This is a genomic window from Yoonia sp. (assembly GCF_965660735.1).
Classification (GTDB): domain Bacteria; phylum Pseudomonadota; class Alphaproteobacteria; order Rhodobacterales; family Rhodobacteraceae; genus Yoonia.
Genome location: NZ_CBFIBD010000013.1, coordinates 40,369 through 58,754, shown reverse-complemented (window position 1 = coordinate 58,754; position 18,386 = coordinate 40,369). Strand labels below are relative to the sequence as shown.

The following is an 18,386-nucleotide window of genomic DNA, read 5'->3' as shown; positions in this document are numbered from 1 at the left end:
CCCGCGTGGCATGTCGTCGGGCAGGGCGTCGAACACGGTTTCGCGGTCTTTTTCATCCCGTTCCGTCGTCACCAGGCCCGCCGGTTTGTGATAAAGCCAGATGCGTGGCGGGTCGGGTTCACCCACCCGTTTGCCATCAACGACGATCTTGTCGGCGGCAGTGACGTTCAGCGCAGGACTGTCGATGGTCTTGCCATTCACGCTGACCCGGCCTTCGGTAATCATGCGTTCGGCCTCGCGGCGGCTGGCGATGCCGGCGCGGGAAAGGACTTTGGCGATGCGGTCGCCTGTGGGGGGTGTATCGGTCATATGCGCCCCATACCCGCTTTGATCTGCCCTTGCCAGTGGCATGGTTGTCGGGGCATCACGACATCATGGTTTTTCGCAGCTACATGGATATCGCGCTGACCGAAGCGCGCGCAGCGGCAACGCGGGGCGAGGTGCCGGTTGGCGCCGTCATCGTGGGACCGGACGGGGTGATCGCACAGGCCGGCAACCGCACGCGTGAACTGAACGACCCCACCGCACATGCGGAGATGCTGGCGATCCGTGCGGCCTGTGCGGCACTGGGGCAGGAACGGCTGACGGGGTGCGACCTGTATGTGACGCTCGAACCCTGCCCGATGTGTGCCGCCGCGATCAGCATCGCGCGGATCAGGCGACTGTATTACGGCGCGGCAGACCCGAAATCGGGCGGCGTGGCGCATGGCGCGCGGGTGTTCAGTCACCCGCAATGCCACCACGCGCCAGAGGTGTACGACGGCATCGCCGCCCCCGCATCAGAGGCATTGCTGCGCGATTTCTTCGCACAGCGGCGCTGAGAAATTTCGCGAAATTTCTTTGGTCGGACGCTAGAAGGTCAGCGTTTCCATCACGTCGGGCGTTTTCACATCGACCCCCGGCAAGGCATCGACCAGCGGCTGTGCGGATTGCGCCAGCAGGGGGAACGTCTTGTAGTGGCAGGGAATGACCGTCTTGAATTTGAAATATCGTTTCGCCGCATAGGCCGCGCGGTCCATGTCCATCGTGTAATGCCCGCCGCAGCATAAGATTCCGATGTCGGGTTTGTGGTAATCACCCATCCAGTCCATGTCGGCCATGATATCGGTGTCGCCGCTGACATAGATCACATGCCCTTCGCCCGCAATCATGAACCCGGCCTCTGATCCGGCGTAGAATGGGCGATCTTCGCCGAAATCCACGCTCGACGAATGACAGGCGTTCACCATCGTCACGCCCACATCGCCCAGTTTGACGGTGCCGCCCTTGCCGAACCCCTGCGTTTCAACCAGATCCTTGTCAGCCCAAAGCGTGGCCAGTTCATGGATGCACACAATGGGAACCCCCGCAGCCTTGGCAATGGCAAGGGCGCTGCTGGCATGGTCGCCATGGCCATGGGTCAGCAATATATGTGTGGCCCCCGCGATGGCTGCGTCATGATGATTTTCGGGCAATACGGGATTGCCCGCAAGCCATGGATCGACCAGCAGAACCTGCCCCGCGATCTCGATCCGGAAACTTGAATGTCCCAGCCATGTAATTTTCATCTTGTCCTCCACGTTTGCCGCACCAGACTAAACCCTGATAGGAAAGGCGCAAGATGGATTGGTTTGCACAGATCGATGGCTATTGCGAACGGCTTCATGCGTCCTATTGGGCAGAGCCGGTCAACGCTGTCACGAACCTTTCGTTCATCATCGCCGCAGCCATTATGTGGCCGCGCAGTGCAGGCCTGCCCATCGCACGGGCGCTGTGCCTGATCCTGTTTGCGATTGGTGTGGGCAGCTACTTGTTTCACACCCACGCAACGGCATGGGCGGCGCTGGCGGATGTTGCCCCGATCGGGTTGTTCATTCTGACCTATCTTTTCGCGATCAATCGCGATGCGGTGCTGATGCGGACATCGTGGGCATTCCTGGCGACACTGCTGTTTTTCCCCTATGCCGCCCTGATGGTGCCGGTTCTGAACCAGATCCCGTTCCTGCAGATTTCGAACTTTTACTGGACTGTGCCCGTTCTGCTGGTGGTTTACGCCGTTTTCCTGCGTCATCAGGCGGAACTGGCACGCGGATTTTTGGCGGGGGCTGCAATTCTGACGGCATCCATCACCTTTCGGTCACTGGATGCGCGCCTGTGCGATGCGCTGCCGATCGGCACGCATTTCCTGTGGCATGTGCTGAATGGCGTCATGCTGGGCTGGATGATCGAAGTTTACCGCCGCCACATGCTTGCGGGCCGCACGGCCTGACGCTAAACGCAGTGGCAACGCCTAATCGGAGTAATGCCCATGTCGATTGACACCGAAACTGCCCGCCGTGTGGCCAAGCTGGCCCGCATCAAGGTCGCGGATGACGCGCTGCCGGCGCTGGCCCAGGAATTCAGCGCGATCCTTGGGTTTATCGAGCAATTGAACGAAGTGGATGTAGACGGCGTGGAGCCGATGACATCCGTCACACCGCAACGTCTGAAACGGCGTGATGATGTGGTGACCGACGGGAACCAGCAAAAGGCGATCCTCGCCAATGCGCCCGATGCCCGCGAAGGGTTTTTTGCTGTGCCGAAGGTGGTGGAATAATGACCGATCTGACCAAACTGACCATTGCTCAGGCCCGCGATGCGATGCGCAAGGGCGACACCACAAGCGCCGAGATTACACAGGCCTGCCTGTCCGCCATCGATGGCGCCGGCGCGCTGGGCGCATTCGTGCATCACACGCCTGATATTGCGGCCACGCAGGCCGCCGCCGCCGATGCACGCATCAAGGCGGGCGACGCGCCGGACATGTGCGGCATCCCTTTGGGCATCAAGGATTTGTTCTGCACCAAGGGCGTGCCGTCACAGGCGGCTTCGCGTATTCTGCAAGGGTTCAAGCCCGAATACGAATCCACCGTCACGACGCAGTTGTTCGATGCGGGCGCGGTCATGCTGGGCAAGCTGAACATGGACGAATTCGCCATGGGTTCGTCCAATGAAACATCCGTTTACGGCAATGCGGTCAACCCGTGGAAAGCGGGTGATGTGAAACTGACACCGGGCGGATCTTCGGGCGGGTCGGCGGCGGCGGTTGCGGCGGACCTTTGCCTTGCGGCGACCGGTACCGATACCGGCGGATCAATCCGCCAGCCTGCAGCCTTTACCGGCATCACGGGGCTGAAACCCACCTACGGGCGCGTGTCGCGCTGGGGGATCGTGGCGTTCGCGTCCTCGCTGGATCAGGCAGGACCGATGACCAAGGACGTGCGCGACTGCGCGATCATGTTGCAGGCGATGTGCGGCCACGACCCCAAGGACAGCACCAGCGCCGATCTGCCGGTCCCCGATTTCGAGGCCGCATTGACCGGTGACATCAAGGGCAAGGTCATCGGCATCCCCAAGGAATACCGCATGGACGGGATGCCTGCCGAGATTGAAAAGCTTTGGGCCGACGGCACCGCGATGCTGAAAGACGCAGGCGCGGTGATCCGCGATATTACCCTGCCGCACACCAAATACGCGCTGCCGGCCTATTATGTGATCGCCCCTGCCGAGGCGTCATCGAACCTTGCACGCTATGACGGGGTGCGCTTTGGCCACCGTGCCAAGCTCGCGCAGGGCGATGGTATCACAGAGATGTATGAAAAGACCCGTGCCGAAGGGTTTGGCGCAGAGGTCCAGCGGCGGGTGATGGTCGGCACCTATGTCCTGTCGGCGGGATTCTATGACGCCTATTACAACCGCGCCCGCAAGGTGCGCACGCTGATCAAACAGGACTTTGAAGCCGTCTTTGCCGATGGGGTCGATGCGATCCTGACGCCTGCGACGCCTTCGGCGGCCTTTGGACTTGGCGAAATGGCGGATGCGGACCCGATCAAGATGTATCTGAACGATGTGTTCACCGTGACGGTGAACCTGGCCGGGCTGCCGGGCATCGCCGTGCCCACGGGGATCGACGCGCAGGGACTGCCCTTGGGGCTGCAACTGATCGGTCGCCCATGGGAAGAAGCAGGATTGCTGAACACCGCCTATGTGCTGGAACAGGCGGCAGGTTTTGTAGCCAAACCGAAAAAGTGGTGGTAGTTACCTGAAAAAATGTAACGCAGATGGCAGGCGGATCCCGATGACCAGAGGTTTTACCATTGCGATGGCGTTTGTCGCTCTTGCGGCCTGCACATCCGATTCAGAACGTAGCCGTGGCATCGGTTTTGACAGCTATTCGACGTTCGAATTGGAGCGCGCCGAGCGCGAGGCCGCACTTTCTTCGCCACGCGGCAGCATCGTGCCACCACCACGTGTGACAGCCATTCCCGGACGTTCCAGCCCGGTCGACACAGCATCAGCCGAAGGCGCACCAGCGACAGTGCAAGCGATCCCCTCCAGCGCTCTTGCCGAAGCCGGGATCGGGCAACCCAGACCACCGGTCAATACTGCGACCGACCCCGGCCGGACCGCCGGGCTGGATGCGAGCCCCGGCAATGCAGCGCCTGTGATTACGAACAATCCCGGGATTTCCGACGAGCAGAACTTTGACGCCGTGGCGACCCGCGAAACCATCGAAAGCGATGCCCAACGCCGCGCTGCACAGGCCGCGGCACGCGAACAGATCACGCCGACCGCGGTGCCCGAGCGGCCCAGCACCACAGGCCCGAACATCGTGGCATACGCCATCAATGCACCCAATGTGAAAGGGCAGGAATGGTATAGCAGGTCGCTCTTGACGACGCAGGGCCGCTATATCCGCAATTGTGCGGCTTACGCCAATGCGGATGAGGCCCAGCGCGATTTTCTGGCCCGTGGCGGGCCGGAACGTGATCGTCTGGGGATTGACCCAGATGGTGACGGCTTTGCTTGTGGGTGGGACCCCGCCCCCTTCAAGCGGGCCGCTGGCAACTGAAGATCGCATCGCATCCGTCGCCCAATTGCGGGCCGCGCAGGGACGATGCGCGTCCCGACTTGGTCGTGATCCACTATACCGCGATGCCATCTGCAAGGGCCGCACTTGAGACCCTGTGCAACCCCGCTACCGAAGTATCGGCCCACTATCTGATTGCTGCGGATGGCGCGGTGATGTCGCTGGTGCCCGAGGCATTGCGTGCATGGCACGCGGGGGCAGGGCACTGGGGTGCGGTGACGGACGTGAACAGCCGTTCCATCGGGATCGAGCTTGCCAATGATGGCTTCAGCCCCTTTGCAGCCGCACAGATGGACGCGCTGGCCGATCTGCTGCGCGGGATCAGGGCGCGCTGGGATATCCGGCCGGAACGGGTGATCGGCCATTCCGACATGGCCCCGGGGCGCAAGATAGACCCTGGTGCGCGATTCGATTGGCGCAGGTTGGCCCGTGAAGGGCTGTCTGTCTGGCCGGAACCGGCGGAAAATGTGGATACTGCTGATTTTCCGCCGCTGATGCGCGCCTTTGGCTATACGGCGACGGAAGACGCCGATCTGCTGTTGCAGGTCTTTCGCCTGCGGTTCCGCCCTTGGTGGACTGGCCCGCTGGATGCGACAGATGCCGGCTTGATCCGTGATCTTGCGCGCCGTTTCCCCGTTGACGTGAACGCCGCCTGCACCTAACTGCACAGATGCGCGGATGGCTGGATGGCTGCGGCAGCAATGCCGAGGAAAGTCCGGACTCCACAAAGCACGGTGCCGGGTAACGCCCGGCGGGGGCAACCCCAGGGAAAGCGCCACAGAGAACAAACTGCCCTGCATGCAGGGTCAAGGTGAAACGGTGGGGTAAGAGCCCACCGCGCGATGGGCAACCAAAGCGGCACGGCAAGCCCCACCGGGAGCAATGCCAAATAGGGATCTCGCGCCGCGAGGCAGGGTGGCTTGAGCCCGAGAGATCCGGGTTGGCAGCTAGAGATCGTCTGGTAACAGGCGGTCTAGATGAATGGTCATCCATCCGTGGGCAACTGCGGGGGACAGAATCCGGCTTACAGGCCATCCGCGCATTATCTGCACCGTTCAACGTGGGTTTGCGGTTGACTCGGCCCCGCGCAAGGGTAAAAGGCAGGCTCAATGATTTCATGCGCAGTGCCCGATACGGCCCGCAACCAGGAGAGATGAGATATGGCGAAGCCTACCACCATCAAGATCCGCCTGAACTCCACCGCGGGGACCGGGCATTTCTATGTGACCAAGAAAAACGCACGCACGATGACCGAAAAGATGTCGATCAAGAAATATGATCCCGTCGTGCGCAAGCATGTTGAATACAAGGAAGGCAAGATCAAGTAATTGATCGTGCGACCAGACAGTTCGGAAAGCCGCGCAATTTGCGCGGTTTTTTGTTTTATATACCAGAGTATCGAACGCGCACGGGCCTGTCGTGCCGATGGACGGCGGCTTGGCCTTACTGATCGCCTGGGTGGAGGTCAGCGGCATGCGGCATGATTTGAGGTCAGGCCATATGACTGCCCCTGCAATGGCGCGCGCGGGCAAGACATGCCACTGCGTGATTTTTCCAAGTGTGCTGTTATCACGCGACTAAGGTTTAAAAAATTCACGCGTGCGTATTTTCACAAATAAAAAATAATCAAGAAATATCGTGAAATAAAATAAATGTAACTTTCAAAATTATAAGTGTCTATAATTTGCAATTTCGAAATGGTCGGCCAATTCTCATTGGCAGACCATTTTTTCATCAGGCACGCCCGAAAGTCATTCTTCAATATCGATCTCGACGCTGTCGACGGCCTCTGACGGGTTCGAGAAATCATCGCCAACGAAAAGCAGAGCGATCACGTCGTTGCGAAGCGGGCGGCCAACCTGGACGCGGGTTTCGTTGTTTGCGCCTTCATGGACAGACGCAACGCCCAGAAGTTTTCCCACGTCGCCCCGGTGATGATCGTATACGGCGACATACCCGTCACCCGAGGCGTTAAAGGGATCGATGATGACGGTTGAGATGCCGTCTGCCTGATCGCCCATATATGCGAACATATCTTGGGCATTGGCGGCCCCGGCGCCGGCAACGGCCATTGCGAGGATGCTTGCTGCAAAAATATTTTTCATGTTGTGTCTCCATTCTGGCGGCGGTCGGTATTGCCGAACGCATTCGCCTTAATTGAATTTCGCAATTCTATTAATTGCATCCCAATTATTTCTTCCACGCCCTGTAATATCAAATCACGTCGGCTTGAGTTACAGGGAATACACGCCATCGAGAGAAGGCGAATAGCAAATTGTGATGAAGAAAACGAAAAAGTGTTGGCTGATGAAATACTGGTGAAGCACGCTGATGTGAGGCGACGCCGTGAGTCGATTAAAATATATAATCAGGAATTAAGATATTTTCAGCCATTATAGAAAGGGAAAGTCCAATGACATCAATTCACCGAAGAGATCTCTTGCGCGGGTCCACCATTCTGGCTGGTGCCCTTGCCCTGCCCAAGGCGGGCCACGCCGATGTTCCGGCGGGGCGCGACCCGTTCAACTATCAAATCACGCGCACCGATGCGGAATGGCGCGCACGTTTGGGCGAGGATTATGCGATCCTGCGCGAGGGCAGCACCGAAATGCCGATGTCGAGCGATATCTGGGCCGAGTCGCGCAAGGGCCGGTATGACTGCCGCGGTTGCGGCCTGACGCAGTATCGCTGGGACACCAAGGTCAACCTGCCAAAGGGCTGGCTGTTTTTTGTCGCCAGCGAACCGAACGCGCAACTGATGTCTCAGGATATCAGCGGCGATATGAGCGCCGAGCGAAATATCCTGAACACCGAAATCGAGGTGCATTGCCGCCGTTGTGGCAGCCACATGGGCCACATCCTTCTTGTGGAGGAACAGGTCCTGCACTGCATCAACGGGGCGTCACTCGATTTCGTTCAGGCGGCATAGACGCGCCTTTTTTATTGGGGTCCGCCGCTTGCAAGGGCACCGGGCGGCGGATCTTGCGTGGTCTTGTCAGTCGCCATCGTAGGTCCAGCGATAAGACGGTGGGGTCGGTCCCTTGTTGCGCCCGCCCTGCTGCAACTGTTCCCATGAATGGGCCAACAGACCGACCGAACGCGAAAGGCAAAAGAAACCCCGCGCAAGAGGAGGGGGACAATCGAGTTCAGCATAGATCACTGCTGTCGCACCATCGATATTCATCGGCACGGGCTTGCCGCGTTCTTCGGCCAGTTGCCGTTCAATGGCGCGTCCGATCCCGGCATAGGTCCCTGTAACGGCACCCGTCGCAGCGGCTTCGTCCACCAACGACAGCAGGCGTGGTGCGCGCGGATCGACCGGTTTGTGAAAACGGTGCCCAAAGCCCGGCAGGTAAGGCCCATGCGCGGCACGCCATTTATCAAGCGTATCTGAAAGCGCCCCGACACCGGACTTGTTTATCGCATGATACAGCTCTGCGGCCTGCTCTCCGGCGCCGCCATGCACATCGCCCAGCATGTTCAATCCGGTCGCCATGGCCGATTGCAACCCGACACCACAGGTCGCGGCCATCCGCGCTGCCGCAATCGACGGGGCCTGTGGCCCGTGGTCGACGGCAGCGACCAAAGCCGCCTCGAACAGCGCGGCCCGCGGGCCTTCGATGACCGCGCCGGTCACCATCAGCCAGATCATCTGGGCAAAGTCGGTCGTCCCGATCAGATCTTGCACGGGCCGGCCGCGCAGGTGAATGCGCCCCGGCTCCATGTCGATTATTTTTGTCCGCCACCAGTCGGATACATCGGTTCCATTGTTCAAATCACACCCTCCTTGCGTAGCTGTTCGATCTCTGCGGGCGTATAGCCCAGATCTTGCAGAACCTCTGTGCTGTCAGCGCCCAATTCCGGCGGCGGCGTGGTTACAGCGGGTCGTTTTCCGTCGATCATCGCGCCGATCCGGGCCACCGTGATCGGGCGATTTACACCAGGCACATGTTCGAATTGGCCAAGAAAGGCGCGATCGGACACCTGTGGATGTGCAAGGATATCAGGCACCTGCATCACCGCCCCCGCCGGCACGCCAACCGCGTTCAGTTCCTTTGCCCAGTCTTCGGCATCGCGGGTTGTCAGGACGGTCTCCAGTTCCGCCTTCAGTCGCAAGCGATTGCGTTTGCGATCCTCGCGCGTGGCAAAGCTGGGGACATCAAGTAGATCGTCGCGTCCAAGGTGGCGGGCAAGGGCGCGCCATTGATCGTCCTTGTTGGCTGCAATATTCAGCAGCGCGTCGGCACATTGAAACGCACCCGAAGGCGCTGATGTCGGGTTTTCATTCCCGAAAGGGGCAGGTGCCACGCCGCCGATCAAGTGGTTGGATACGGCCCAGCCCATCGTCGCAAGAACGGATTCCAGCATTGATATGTCGATGAAGGCGCCGCGTTGCGGTGCATTCAACGCCGCACAGATTGCCATCGCCGCAGTCAACCCGCCCAGCGTGTCCGCAAGCGGATAGCCTACGCGCAATGGCGCGCCTTGCGCATCGCCGGTGATGGACATGACCCCCGACACACCCTGAATGATCTGATCATAAGCGGGCCTGTCAGCCCAAGGCCCGGTTTGCCCAAAGCCCGAAATCGCGCAATAGATCAACCGGTCGTTTTCAACTTTCAGGATGTCATAGCCTAGCCCCAGACGGTCCATCACACCGGGACGAAAGTTTTCGACCAGCACGTCGGAGGTCGTGACAAGCCGTTTCAGTGCCGCCTTGCCGCGCGGATCCTTGAGGTTCAGCGCCAGCGATTTTTTCCCCGCGTTCTGCGCCAGAAAACTGATCCCCATGCCACTGGCGGACAGGGCTGGGTCAGCGCCAAGGTTACGTGCCAGGTCGCCATGGCCGACCGCCTCGACCTTGATGACCTCGGCGCCAAGATGCGCCAGTTGGTGACAGGCAAAGGGACCGGCCAGCACATTCGCCAGATCCAGCACGCGGACCCCGGCAAGGGGTCGTTGTGCCGATCCGTCCTCAGTCGCCATCTGCCACGCCCTCGGCCCGCTTGCGCGCGCGGTAGCTACGGAAGCTGGGCAGCAGCACCAGAAGGAGCGCCACGACCAGAAGTCCAAGGGTCATCGGACGTTCAAGAATGAAGTCGAAGCCGCGATATAGCTGCATCGCACGGGCAAAGTTGTTTTCCAGCATGGTCCCAAGGATGAACCCGATCAGCAACGGGGCAAGCGGATAATCGGCAAAACGCAAGATCGTGGCGATGATCCCGAAGCCCACGAGGATCAGTAATTCGGTGGCGTTGTTCTGCCCCAGATAGCTGCCCATCAACGTGAAGAACAAGATGAACGGGATAAGGAAGGTGCGTGGGATCGTCAGGATTTTCGCAATATAGGGGATCAACGGCAGGTTCAGGATCAGCAGAACCAGATTGCCCAGATACATCGAGATGATCACAGCCCAGAAGATTTCGGGCGTGTCGATCATCAGGCGCGGTCCGGGCGTCACATTCAAGGCCAGCAACGCGCCCAGCAGGATGGCTGTTGTGCCGGACCCTGGGATGCCCAGCGTCAAAAGTGGCACGAAAGACCCCGTGCAGGCCGCGTTATTGGCGGTTTCCGGCGCGGCCAGACCCTTGATGGAACCTTTTCCGAATTCTTCTTGCTCGGCCCCTTTGGCGATGTTGCGTTCCACCGCATAGCCCAGGAACGACGCGATCGTGGCGCCCGCCCCCGGCAATACGCCGATAAAGAAACCCTGCACCGATTGCCGCCCGATGACGGGGGCTATGCTGCGTGCCTCGGCACGGGTGATGCGCAGGCCCGTGATCTTTCCGCTGTCGCCAGTGGCGGCGCGGGCGGGGTTCATCACCAGAAACAGCGCCTCTGGCAGGGCGAACATCGCCATGGCCAGCGTGATAAAGGAAAAACCCGACTGTAACTCCATCATGCCAAAGGTGAACCGTGGCATGTTCGTCAGCGCGCCTTCGCCGACCGTGCCAAGTAGAAGCCCAAGAATGGTCATCATCAGTGCCTTGGCCACCTGGCCCGTCCCGGCAAAGGCGGCGATCGCCGACAGCCCGACCACCATCAGCGCGAAATATTCGGCCGAATGGAAAAGTAGCGCCACGGTCGACAGTGCCGGTGCAAAGATCATCAACAGGATTGCACCAATGGTCCCGCCCGCAAAGCTGGCGATGGCGGCAATGGTCAGGGCCTTGCCGGCCTGCCCTTTGCGGGCCATGGGGTATCCGTCGAAACTGGTGGCGACAGTGCCCGCGACCCCCGGCGCATTCAGCAGGATCGAAGACGTCGAGCCGCCAAAGATGGCGCCATAATAGACCCCTGACAACAGGATCAGCGCGGCTGTGGGATCGCCGATGCCGATGGCCACGGGGATCATGATCGCAATGATCGACATCGGCCCAAGACCGGGCAACATACCGATCAATGTGCCGATCATACAGCCCATGACCACCATCATCAGATTGAATGGCGTCACGGCGGCGGTCAGGCCAATCAGAATACCTTCGAGCATGTCCAGCCCCCTTACATGAATATGCCTGGCCACGGGCGCAGGAATATCCCCAGCACCTCTTGCACCAGATACCAGATTGATCCGGTCGCGATGACCGCGACGGGGATCAGGATGTGAAACCGTCGTTCACCCAGAATGGCTGCGCCGAAGACCAGAAAGCCGATTGTCGATCCCAGGAAACCAAGCGCGCGCAGCGACAGTGCATAAGTCACCATCAGCGCAAGCAGACCGAGTGCCTGGCCAACATGATAGTCACCCAGCCGGCTCAGATCGATTGTCCCGTCGGTGGGTGTGTCATCCTTGGATGTCGGCTTGGGGGTGAACAGAACGATCAGCCCAACGATGATGCCTAGGACCGACAGGATCTTGGGAAATGTCGATGGCCAGACCGGATTGCGCCGCAGGATGGGCGGCAGTTGGTCGTCCATGGTGAAAAACGCGGTATAGCCAAAGACGCAGCATAGCGCGATAAAGGCCAGCGCGATCCAGCGATCAAGCGCCATTCGTCGTCCCTCCGCTTATTGTGGTTGGTATTGTGGTATTTGATACCCCGGCGCGGCAAGCCTTGCCGGGGTATCGATCATTTGCAGACCCAGCGGTCTGTGTTGATTACAAGAAGCCCAGATCGCGCATCAGATCGCCGATCTGCTTCTCCTGCGCTTCAAGGAAGGTTGCAAAATCATCGCCGGGGCGAAAGATGTTGACCAGACCCATGCGCGCGCGGATCGTTTCCCATTCGGGGGTTTCCATCATCGACGCCAGCATGTCCTGATAGGCGGTCAGCTGTTCTTGGGGCAGGTCCGGGGCAGCAAAGAAGCCGCGCCAGTTGACGAACTGCGCGTCGATGCCCTGCTCGACAAAGCTGGGGGCGGCATCATAGGCAGGCACACGTTCCGGAGATGTGACGCCAAGAATACGGATCTCGCCCTGATCGGCCAATGCCACCGCTTCGGAAAAGCCGGTGGACAGAGCATCAATTTCACCGGACAGCAGACCGGCCATGGCTTCGCCGCCGGCGTCATATCCGATATAGTTGAATGCGGTCGGATCTTCGCCTGCACCCTGCATGATGATCGCGGCAACCAGATGATCCATGCCGCCCGGCACCGAACCGCCACCGATGGCAAAATCTTCGGGGCTTTCGCGATAGGAAGCGAGCGCGTCCTCCATCGAATTGATCGGGCTGTCAGCGGTGACAACCAGTGCTGCGTAGTCACCAACGGTGCCTGCAACCAAAGTCAGATCGCGGAAACTTTGCGAAATCTCGCCGGTCAGAGCCCGGATCACGATCGGGGTCGAGTTGACCATCAGCGTGCCATGGCTGCTTTTTGCATTTTCGATCAGGTTGGCGATTGCAACGCCGCCGCCGCCGCCGGACATGTTTTCATATGTCGCGGTTCCGACAAGGCCGGAATTCATCAGCGCCTCACCCGTGCCGCGCGCCGTGCCGTCCCAACCGCCACCGGCACCGCCGGGGATCAGGAAATGCACGGAATCCATCATTTGGTGCCCATCGGCCCGGGCCATGCCCGACATTGCGACGGTTGCGGTGGCCGCAGCGATGACCGCGCGGCGTGTCCACTCAAGAGTGTTCATTGGTAATCCTCCCATTTGACAGGCGATCCTCCACCGCCCATAGTTTTGTTCAATCACAAAAAGCTGACAGAACCCTGACAGGTGACGAAAGCCAGCCGAGCACGGAACGGTCGCGGGGGAATTCGGTGCGTTATCTATTGGTCGAGGACAATACCGAGCTTTCGGAGGCTGTCATCAAACGGCTGGCGCTGGATGGTCACGCGGTCGATCACGCAACGACCCTTGCCGAGGCCGAGGATTGTCTGGCGGCGGCCAGCTATGATCTCATCCTGCTTGACGTGATGCTGCCCGATGGCGATGGTCGCGACTTTCTCGCCCGCAGCCGCGCGCATCTTGCAACGCCCGTCATTGTGCTGACGGCCCGCAGCCAGGTTTCCGACCGCGTCGGGGCGCTTGATCAGGGGGCGGATGATTATATCACCAAGCCGTTCGATTTCTCGGAACTCGAAGCCCGCTGCCGGGCCGTTTTGCGGCGCCGCGGCGGATCGGCTCGCAATGAAATTGCACTGGGCTCTGTGGTCTTTGACCTGCTGGCAGGCACGCTGCGATATGGTAGTGACACACTGGAATTGCGCAGTCGCGAGATCCGTCTGCTAGAAGTCTTTGCCCGCCATCCGGGACAGATCCTGTCGAAATCGCACCTGATGGACCGATTGTTTTCCTATGACACCGCCGTTACAGAAAACGCGATCGAGGTCTATGTGGGCCGGTTGCGCCGCCGGATCGACGGCTTTGGGCTGCGCATCGAAACCGTGCGGGGCCTTGGATACCGGATCGAGACCGACGCTTCATGACGGGCGAAACAGTTTCTATCGGCAAACGGCTGACGGTGCTGTTGGCGGGGGTTGCAGCGCTTCTTTCATTGCTGAGCTGGGGGATGGTGACCGGTCTTGCCCGAGAAGCAACCCAGCGCACGCAGGACAATGTGCTGGCAGCCTCGGCCACGACGATTGCCGAAACCCTGCGCAGCGAACAGGGCGAAGTGCGGCTGGAACTGCCCTATGCCGCCTTTGCAATGCTGGGGGCGATCAGCGAGGATCGCGTGTTTTACCGGGTGATCGCCGGTGACACGACCCTGACCGGCTATGATGATCTGCCACAACCAGAACCGGGCAGGCAAGGTCAGGTCATGTTCGCGACGGCCAATTATGGTGGGGCGCCGATCCGCATCGCGTCGATATCGCGGCTGGTTCTGGCCGGTGACGGCCCTGTCCTTGTCACGGTGACGGTGGGCCAGACCCGCGATGGTGTCGGGGCTATCGCGGCGGAACTGTCGCGGCTTGCCGCAATTCTGTCGGTGGCATTTTTCCTTGTTGCGGTCGGCTTGTCAGCACTTGTTGCACAGACTTCGCTCAGGCCTTTGAACGAAATCGCGGCTGCCGTTTCACGGCGCGGTCCGTCCGACCTGCGCCCGCTGCTGCGCGCGGCACCGGCTGATCTGGCCCCCCTTTTGACCGCGTTGAACAGGCTGATGGACCGCTTGCGGCTATCGATCCGCCGGTCAGAGGATTTCATTGCCGAGGCGGCGCATCGTATCCGCACGCCGCTGGCGACGGTCCGCGCACAAGCGGAAATCGCCTTGCGCACCGTCTCGGATGAAACCGAAAAGGAAAGGTTGCGCCGGATCGTCCGTGCTGTCGATGAAAGCTCGCGTTCGGCGGGGCAACTGTTGGACCATGCGACCGTTGCCTACCGCACCGAAGACCTTACGCGCGACCCGATTGATCTGGCTGATCTGGCCCGCCAAACGGTTGCCGCAATGGAACCGACAGCCGCGATGCGCGATATTCATCTGGTGCTTGAAGCCAGCCCGGCCAAAGTGACCGGCGATGCGGTATTGCTTGAAAATGCGATCCGCAATGTGCTTGACAATGCGATCAAATATTCACCCGAGGACACCACCATCACACTGCGTATTGTCCAGACGCCGGACGAAGTGCAGCTGAGCGTCATCGACGAGGGCCCCGGACTGGGTGATGCGCCGTTCGAAATCCTGACTGAACGGTTCCAGCGCGGACGCAATGCGACCGACATCATCGGATCGGGCCTTGGGCTGACCATTGCGGCAGAAGTGCTTGGCGCCCACGGCGGGCGACTGGACCTTGCGACAAACAAAAACGGGAGAGGCGCATGCGTGTCCTTGGTATTACCCTCGGCCTGATTTTTTGGGCTATTGGCGCCGCGCAGGCGCTGGAGGTCGAACAGCACCGGCTCTATCCGGGGACGAGTGAACGTGTTCTGCGGATCATCTCGACAACGGATCTGGATGTCTTTGAACCCTATATCCTGACATATCAGGCCGGGCGCCCTGATGTCGCAATCGACTACACCGTCGTTTCCTCAAGCGTGCTGCACAGTGCAATCCGTGATGGTGCGCAATTCGATCTGGCGATGTCGTCCGCGATGGATTTGCAGTTCCAGCTTGCCAATGACGGGTTTGCACAGTTCTACCGCTCGACCGCGACAGAGGCGCTGCCGGAATGGGCCCGTTGGCGTGACCTGATCTTTGCCTTTACGGCAGAGCCGGCGGTTCTTGTGATCAACACCGCCAGATTCAGGGGGATTGACCTGCCTGTGAACCGGCAAGAGCTGATCGCGATCTTGCGTGATAATCCTGACCGCTTTGCTGGTGCGGTCGGGACATATGATGTGCGTGAAAGTGGATTGGGGTTTCTGTTCGCCACGCAAGAGGACCGTTCAACCGATGCCTTCTGGCGGCTGAACGAAGTGATGGGGCGACTTGGCCCTCAGTTATATTGTTGTTCTTCGCAGATGATCGAAGACGTCGAAAAAGGGCGGCTGGCTTTGGCCTATAATGTGCTGGGCAGCTATGTTGCCGGGCGAATGGCCGAGGATGAGCAGGGCCGGATGCAAATACTGAGGATGCAGGATTTCACCAATGTCATGTTGCGCACAGTCGTTCTTCTTGCCAACGCGCGGGAAACCGAAGCCGCCGGCGCGATGATCGACATGCTGGCCAGGCTGGGCCTGCGGGATGCCCCCGAAGAGTGGCCCTTGCCGTCCCTGAGCCAGTCCGGTTCAGGCGAAGCCGTGGGCTTTGGCCCGATCCGGCTGGGACCGGGTTTGATGGTCTATCTGGACCCGCTGAACCGCCGGACCTTTCTGACGGAATGGGAAAACGCGATGGAGCAGCGCTAGCACACCTCATGTGCAGACGACGCCAAGACCTGACGGCGCAATCCGCCTGAACGACCATGCTGTGGGAAACGGGCCAATGCAGGGGGGCTGTTTTCGTCTGGCGGGAAAACCGGCTGTGGCCCCTCTGTCCGCCGGACTAGCCCCCGCGCTGCGGGCGCAGGACGTGCATGCATTGATCAAGATCAGCGACGGGCGCGCATAGACGCGCGAATATCACTCTTTGTGTCCATCCGACCCAAGGAGGTTTCCCGATGCAAGCAAGACCGCCTTCAAGGCACCCGATCACGATACCGTCCGGGGCACTTGCCAGCTTCTTGGGTATCACGTTTGTCATTACATGGGGGCTGATCGGACTATATGTGATGGCCCCCGAACGGGCTGCCGCTACATTCGGCGAGATCAGCGGTTCACATCCATTCTTCTTTCTTGCGACGTGGTCGCCGGCGATCGCGGCCTTCGTGGTTGTCTTTCTGTATTCCGGGCCCTCCGGTCTCCGCGCCTTCTTCTCGCGGCTTTTGATGTGGCGCGGTTCCACAGGCTGGGCGGCTTTTATCCTGCTCTTTGTGCCTCTCGTCTTCGTTGCCGGTTCGCTGATCAAGGGCGGGCCGGTGCTTGCGCCGCTTCCGCCCGAGGGGATCGGCCCGGTCGTGGCGGTCTTGTTCATGATGCTCTTTCTGGGGCCGATCGAGGAGTTCGGCTGGCGCGGTGTCATGCAGCCCTTGCTGCAACGTCACATGGCACCGATCTGGGCGGGCCTGATCATCGGCGCGACATGGGGGTTCTGGCACCTGCCCGCGTTCTTTCTGGCGGGGGTCGTATTCGCCGACTGGGACTTTCTGCCTTTCTTTATCGGCAACATAACGCTCGCGGTGCTGGTGACGCCGATCTTCAACAGTGCGCGTGGCAGCTTGCTCTGGCCGATGCTGTTCCACTGGCAGCTGAACAACCCGTTCTGGCCCGATGCACAACCGTGGGACACGTGGATTCTTGTCGTCGTGGCGGCCGTTGTCGTGTGGTGGAACCGGGGTGCGATGTTCACACGCCGCGGATCAGTCACCGAAGTGGTGCAGTCAACTCCGCTCGTCCGGCGTAACGACCGCGCACAAGCACAACATGGTCAGGGATAGAGGATTCGAACCTCTGGCCTCTGCAACCCGAATGCAGCGCTCTACCAGGCTGAGCTAATCCCTGACGGACGCTGGATTATCATTGCGGTTTGGCGTCGGCAAGTGGGGTTTCTTTTTGCCGCGTTTGTGAAAGTATGAGTGCAGCCTTGTAACAGGAATGTTTTCTAAGTGTCGTCGATGATCCACACATGCGTCTGAACCTGAAACAACTGGAGGCCTTTGTCTGGGTCGCCGACTTGCACAGTTTTCGCCGCGCCGCAGACCGGCTGAACACCACTCAGCCCAATATCTCGGCCCGGATTGCCGCGTTAGAGGCCGCCTTGGGCGCGGACCTGATGACTCGCGATGCGGGTTCGGTGCGGCTGACGGGCAGAGGGCAGGCGTTGCTGGTGCATGCGCGCCGGGTGCTTGATGCCACTGATGCGCTGATTGCGGCGGCCGACAACCGTGATTTGCTGGAAGGCACCCTGCGTCTGGGCGTAACCGAGATGGTCGTGCATACGTGGCTGCGCGATTATCTGCGCGCGCTCAAAGACCAGTTTCCAAAGCTGACCGTAGAGCTGACGGTCGATCTGTCCGCCAATCTGGAAAAGGAACTGTCGGGGCGCACCATCGACCTGGCTTTGCAGAATGCGCCCTTCAGCCGCCTGACAAGCGGGCAGATCGATCTGGGCACCTATCCGCTGGTCTGGGTGGCCAAGCCCGGCCTGTTGCCTGCCGGTCATGTCACGCTGGATGATCTGGCGCAGCATCCGATCCTGACCCATGCCCGCAATACGCGTCTGTATGAAGAGGTCACAGCGCATATTTCCGGCCGCCGTGATCTGGCATTCCGGCTGGTGCCGTCTAGCAATCTGGCGGCGTGCCTGCATATGACGGCCGATGGCATGGGCATTGCGACGCTGCCCGCCGCTATGGTGGCCAGCGATATTGCCAGCGGGGCCCTGGTGCAGGTCGGGTATGACTGGGTGCCGGAGCCGTTGCATTTTTTCGCCCGGTTCGATGCCGAAAGATCAGGGCGTATCGTGGCCGATACCGCAAAAGTCGCGTTGGCAACAGCACAAGCCTATGATCAGAAAAAATGATCTAATAAATCGCATTAAATAATTGGATGCGATACCCTTGC

At 60.1% G+C, this 18,386-nt stretch carries 21 protein-coding genes, 1 tRNA gene and 1 other RNA gene; 14 read left to right on the top strand and 9 right to left on the bottom strand.

Annotation, left to right across the window (positions count from 1 at the left end):
* Window positions 1-309 (bottom strand): S4 domain-containing protein (locus ACTG4B_RS07280; RefSeq protein WP_439155028.1); only part of this gene is annotated, 309 nt, incomplete at its 3' end.
* Window positions 310-374: 65 nt separating this feature from the next.
* On the opposite strand from ACTG4B_RS07280, the gene ACTG4B_RS07275 reads away from it, so the two are divergent.
* Window positions 375-821, top strand: coding sequence for a nucleoside deaminase (locus tag ACTG4B_RS07275; RefSeq protein ID WP_439155031.1), 447 nt, complete (start codon window positions 375-377; stop codon window positions 819-821).
* A gap of 30 nt (window positions 822-851) precedes the next feature.
* On the opposite strand, the gene ACTG4B_RS07270 is transcribed toward ACTG4B_RS07275, so the two are convergent.
* Window positions 852-1,547, bottom strand: coding sequence for a metal-dependent hydrolase (locus ACTG4B_RS07270; RefSeq protein WP_439155027.1), 696 nt, complete (start codon window positions 1,545-1,547; stop codon window positions 852-854).
* Between the two features lie 53 nt (window positions 1,548-1,600).
* Between ACTG4B_RS07270 and ACTG4B_RS07265 the strand changes: the two genes are divergently transcribed.
* The 7 genes from ACTG4B_RS07265 to rpmG all read left to right on the top strand — a co-directional run bounded on the left by ACTG4B_RS07265 (window position 1,601) and on the right by rpmG (window position 6,216).
* A complete protein-coding gene (locus ACTG4B_RS07265) occupies window positions 1,601-2,248 on the top strand; it encodes a ceramidase domain-containing protein (RefSeq protein ID WP_439155026.1) in 648 nt (215 codons plus the stop codon).
* 39 nt (window positions 2,249-2,287) lie between these two features.
* On the top strand, window positions 2,288-2,575 hold the full coding sequence (gatC, locus tag ACTG4B_RS07260) for an Asp-tRNA(Asn)/Glu-tRNA(Gln) amidotransferase subunit GatC (protein ID WP_439155025.1): 288 nt from the start codon (window positions 2,288-2,290) through the stop codon (window positions 2,573-2,575).
* A complete protein-coding gene (gene gatA / locus ACTG4B_RS07255; RefSeq protein WP_439155024.1) occupies window positions 2,575-4,056 on the top strand; it encodes an Asp-tRNA(Asn)/Glu-tRNA(Gln) amidotransferase subunit GatA in 1,482 nt (493 codons plus the stop codon). Before gatC ends, gatA begins: the two co-directional genes overlap by 1 nt.
* Before the next feature lie 40 nt (window positions 4,057-4,096).
* On the top strand, window positions 4,097-4,870 hold the full coding sequence (locus ACTG4B_RS07250; protein WP_439155023.1) for a hypothetical protein: 774 nt from the start codon (window positions 4,097-4,099) through the stop codon (window positions 4,868-4,870).
* A gap of 59 nt (window positions 4,871-4,929) precedes the next feature.
* Window positions 4,930-5,550 carry an N-acetylmuramoyl-L-alanine amidase gene (locus ACTG4B_RS07245; protein WP_439155030.1) on the top strand — a complete coding sequence of 207 codons (621 nt, stop codon included), beginning with the start codon at window positions 4,930-4,932 and terminating at the stop codon, window positions 5,548-5,550.
* 12 nt (window positions 5,551-5,562) lie between these two features.
* Window positions 5,563-5,931, top strand: an RNA gene (gene rnpB / locus ACTG4B_RS07240) — RNase P RNA component class A.
* A 117-nt stretch (window positions 5,932-6,048) separates the two neighbouring features.
* Entirely contained in the window at window positions 6,049-6,216 is a 168-nt protein-coding gene (rpmG, locus tag ACTG4B_RS07235) for a 50S ribosomal protein L33 (RefSeq protein ID WP_089276079.1), read from the top strand.
* 423 nt (window positions 6,217-6,639) lie between these two features.
* Here rpmG and ACTG4B_RS07230 read toward each other — a convergent pair whose 3' ends face one another.
* On the bottom strand, window positions 6,640-6,993 hold the full coding sequence (locus tag ACTG4B_RS07230) for a hypothetical protein (protein WP_439155022.1): 354 nt from the start codon (window positions 6,991-6,993) through the stop codon (window positions 6,640-6,642).
* 308 nt (window positions 6,994-7,301) lie between these two features.
* Here ACTG4B_RS07230 and ACTG4B_RS07225 point away from each other — a divergent pair, with 308 nt between their 5' ends.
* Window positions 7,302-7,817 carry a peptide-methionine (R)-S-oxide reductase gene (locus ACTG4B_RS07225; RefSeq protein ID WP_439155021.1) on the top strand — a complete coding sequence of 172 codons (516 nt, stop codon included), beginning with the start codon at window positions 7,302-7,304 and terminating at the stop codon, window positions 7,815-7,817.
* A 66-nt stretch (window positions 7,818-7,883) separates the two neighbouring features.
* Here ACTG4B_RS07225 and ACTG4B_RS07220 read toward each other — a convergent pair whose 3' ends face one another.
* From ACTG4B_RS07220 to ACTG4B_RS07200, 5 genes are all read right to left on the bottom strand, one after another.
* Window positions 7,884-8,663 (bottom strand): citryl-CoA lyase, encoded by a 780-nt coding sequence (locus tag ACTG4B_RS07220; protein WP_439155020.1) that lies wholly within the window; start codon window positions 8,661-8,663, stop codon window positions 7,884-7,886.
* A complete protein-coding gene (locus ACTG4B_RS07215) occupies window positions 8,660-9,874 on the bottom strand; it encodes a CaiB/BaiF CoA transferase family protein (RefSeq protein ID WP_439155019.1) in 1,215 nt (404 codons plus the stop codon). Before ACTG4B_RS07215 ends, ACTG4B_RS07220 begins: the two co-directional genes overlap by 4 nt.
* The gene (locus ACTG4B_RS07210) at window positions 9,864-11,378 is read right to left on the bottom strand and encodes a tripartite tricarboxylate transporter permease (protein ID WP_439155018.1); all 1,515 of its coding nucleotides are present in this window, start codon (window positions 11,376-11,378) and stop codon (window positions 9,864-9,866) included. Before ACTG4B_RS07210 ends, ACTG4B_RS07215 begins: the two co-directional genes overlap by 11 nt.
* Before the next feature lie 11 nt (window positions 11,379-11,389).
* Window positions 11,390-11,881 carry a tripartite tricarboxylate transporter TctB family protein gene (locus tag ACTG4B_RS07205; protein ID WP_439155017.1) on the bottom strand — a complete coding sequence of 164 codons (492 nt, stop codon included), beginning with the start codon at window positions 11,879-11,881 and terminating at the stop codon, window positions 11,390-11,392.
* 106 nt (window positions 11,882-11,987) lie between these two features.
* Window positions 11,988-12,974 carry a tripartite tricarboxylate transporter substrate binding protein gene (locus tag ACTG4B_RS07200; RefSeq protein WP_439155016.1) on the bottom strand — a complete coding sequence of 329 codons (987 nt, stop codon included), beginning with the start codon at window positions 12,972-12,974 and terminating at the stop codon, window positions 11,988-11,990.
* 125 nt (window positions 12,975-13,099) lie between these two features.
* On the opposite strand from ACTG4B_RS07200, the gene ACTG4B_RS07195 reads away from it, so the two are divergent.
* The 4 genes from ACTG4B_RS07195 to ACTG4B_RS07180 all read left to right on the top strand — a co-directional run bounded on the left by ACTG4B_RS07195 (window position 13,100) and on the right by ACTG4B_RS07180 (window position 17,260).
* The gene (locus tag ACTG4B_RS07195; RefSeq protein ID WP_439155015.1) at window positions 13,100-13,768 is read left to right on the top strand and encodes a response regulator transcription factor; all 669 of its coding nucleotides are present in this window, start codon (window positions 13,100-13,102) and stop codon (window positions 13,766-13,768) included.
* On the top strand, window positions 13,765-15,135 hold the full coding sequence (locus ACTG4B_RS07190; RefSeq protein WP_439155014.1) for a sensor histidine kinase N-terminal domain-containing protein: 1,371 nt from the start codon (window positions 13,765-13,767) through the stop codon (window positions 15,133-15,135). The genes ACTG4B_RS07195 and ACTG4B_RS07190 overlap by 4 nt, the downstream gene beginning before the upstream one ends.
* Window positions 15,105-16,133 (top strand): ABC transporter substrate-binding protein, encoded by a 1,029-nt coding sequence (locus ACTG4B_RS07185; RefSeq protein WP_439155013.1) that lies wholly within the window; start codon window positions 15,105-15,107, stop codon window positions 16,131-16,133. Before ACTG4B_RS07190 ends, ACTG4B_RS07185 begins: the two co-directional genes overlap by 31 nt.
* A 251-nt stretch (window positions 16,134-16,384) precedes the next feature.
* The gene (locus ACTG4B_RS07180) at window positions 16,385-17,260 is read left to right on the top strand and encodes a CPBP family intramembrane glutamic endopeptidase (protein WP_439155012.1); all 876 of its coding nucleotides are present in this window, start codon (window positions 16,385-16,387) and stop codon (window positions 17,258-17,260) included.
* Here the strand turns inward: ACTG4B_RS07180 and ACTG4B_RS07175 are convergent.
* Window positions 17,248-17,324 (bottom strand) — tRNA-Pro (locus tag ACTG4B_RS07175). The genes ACTG4B_RS07180 and ACTG4B_RS07175 overlap by 13 nt on opposite strands.
* Window positions 17,325-17,448: 124 nt before the next feature.
* On the opposite strand from ACTG4B_RS07175, the gene ACTG4B_RS07170 reads away from it, so the two are divergent.
* Window positions 17,449-18,345: a LysR family transcriptional regulator gene (locus ACTG4B_RS07170; protein ID WP_439155011.1), complete on the top strand. Its 897-nt coding sequence runs from the start codon at window positions 17,449-17,451 to the stop codon at window positions 18,343-18,345.
* Window positions 18,346-18,386: the final 41 nt, after the last annotated feature.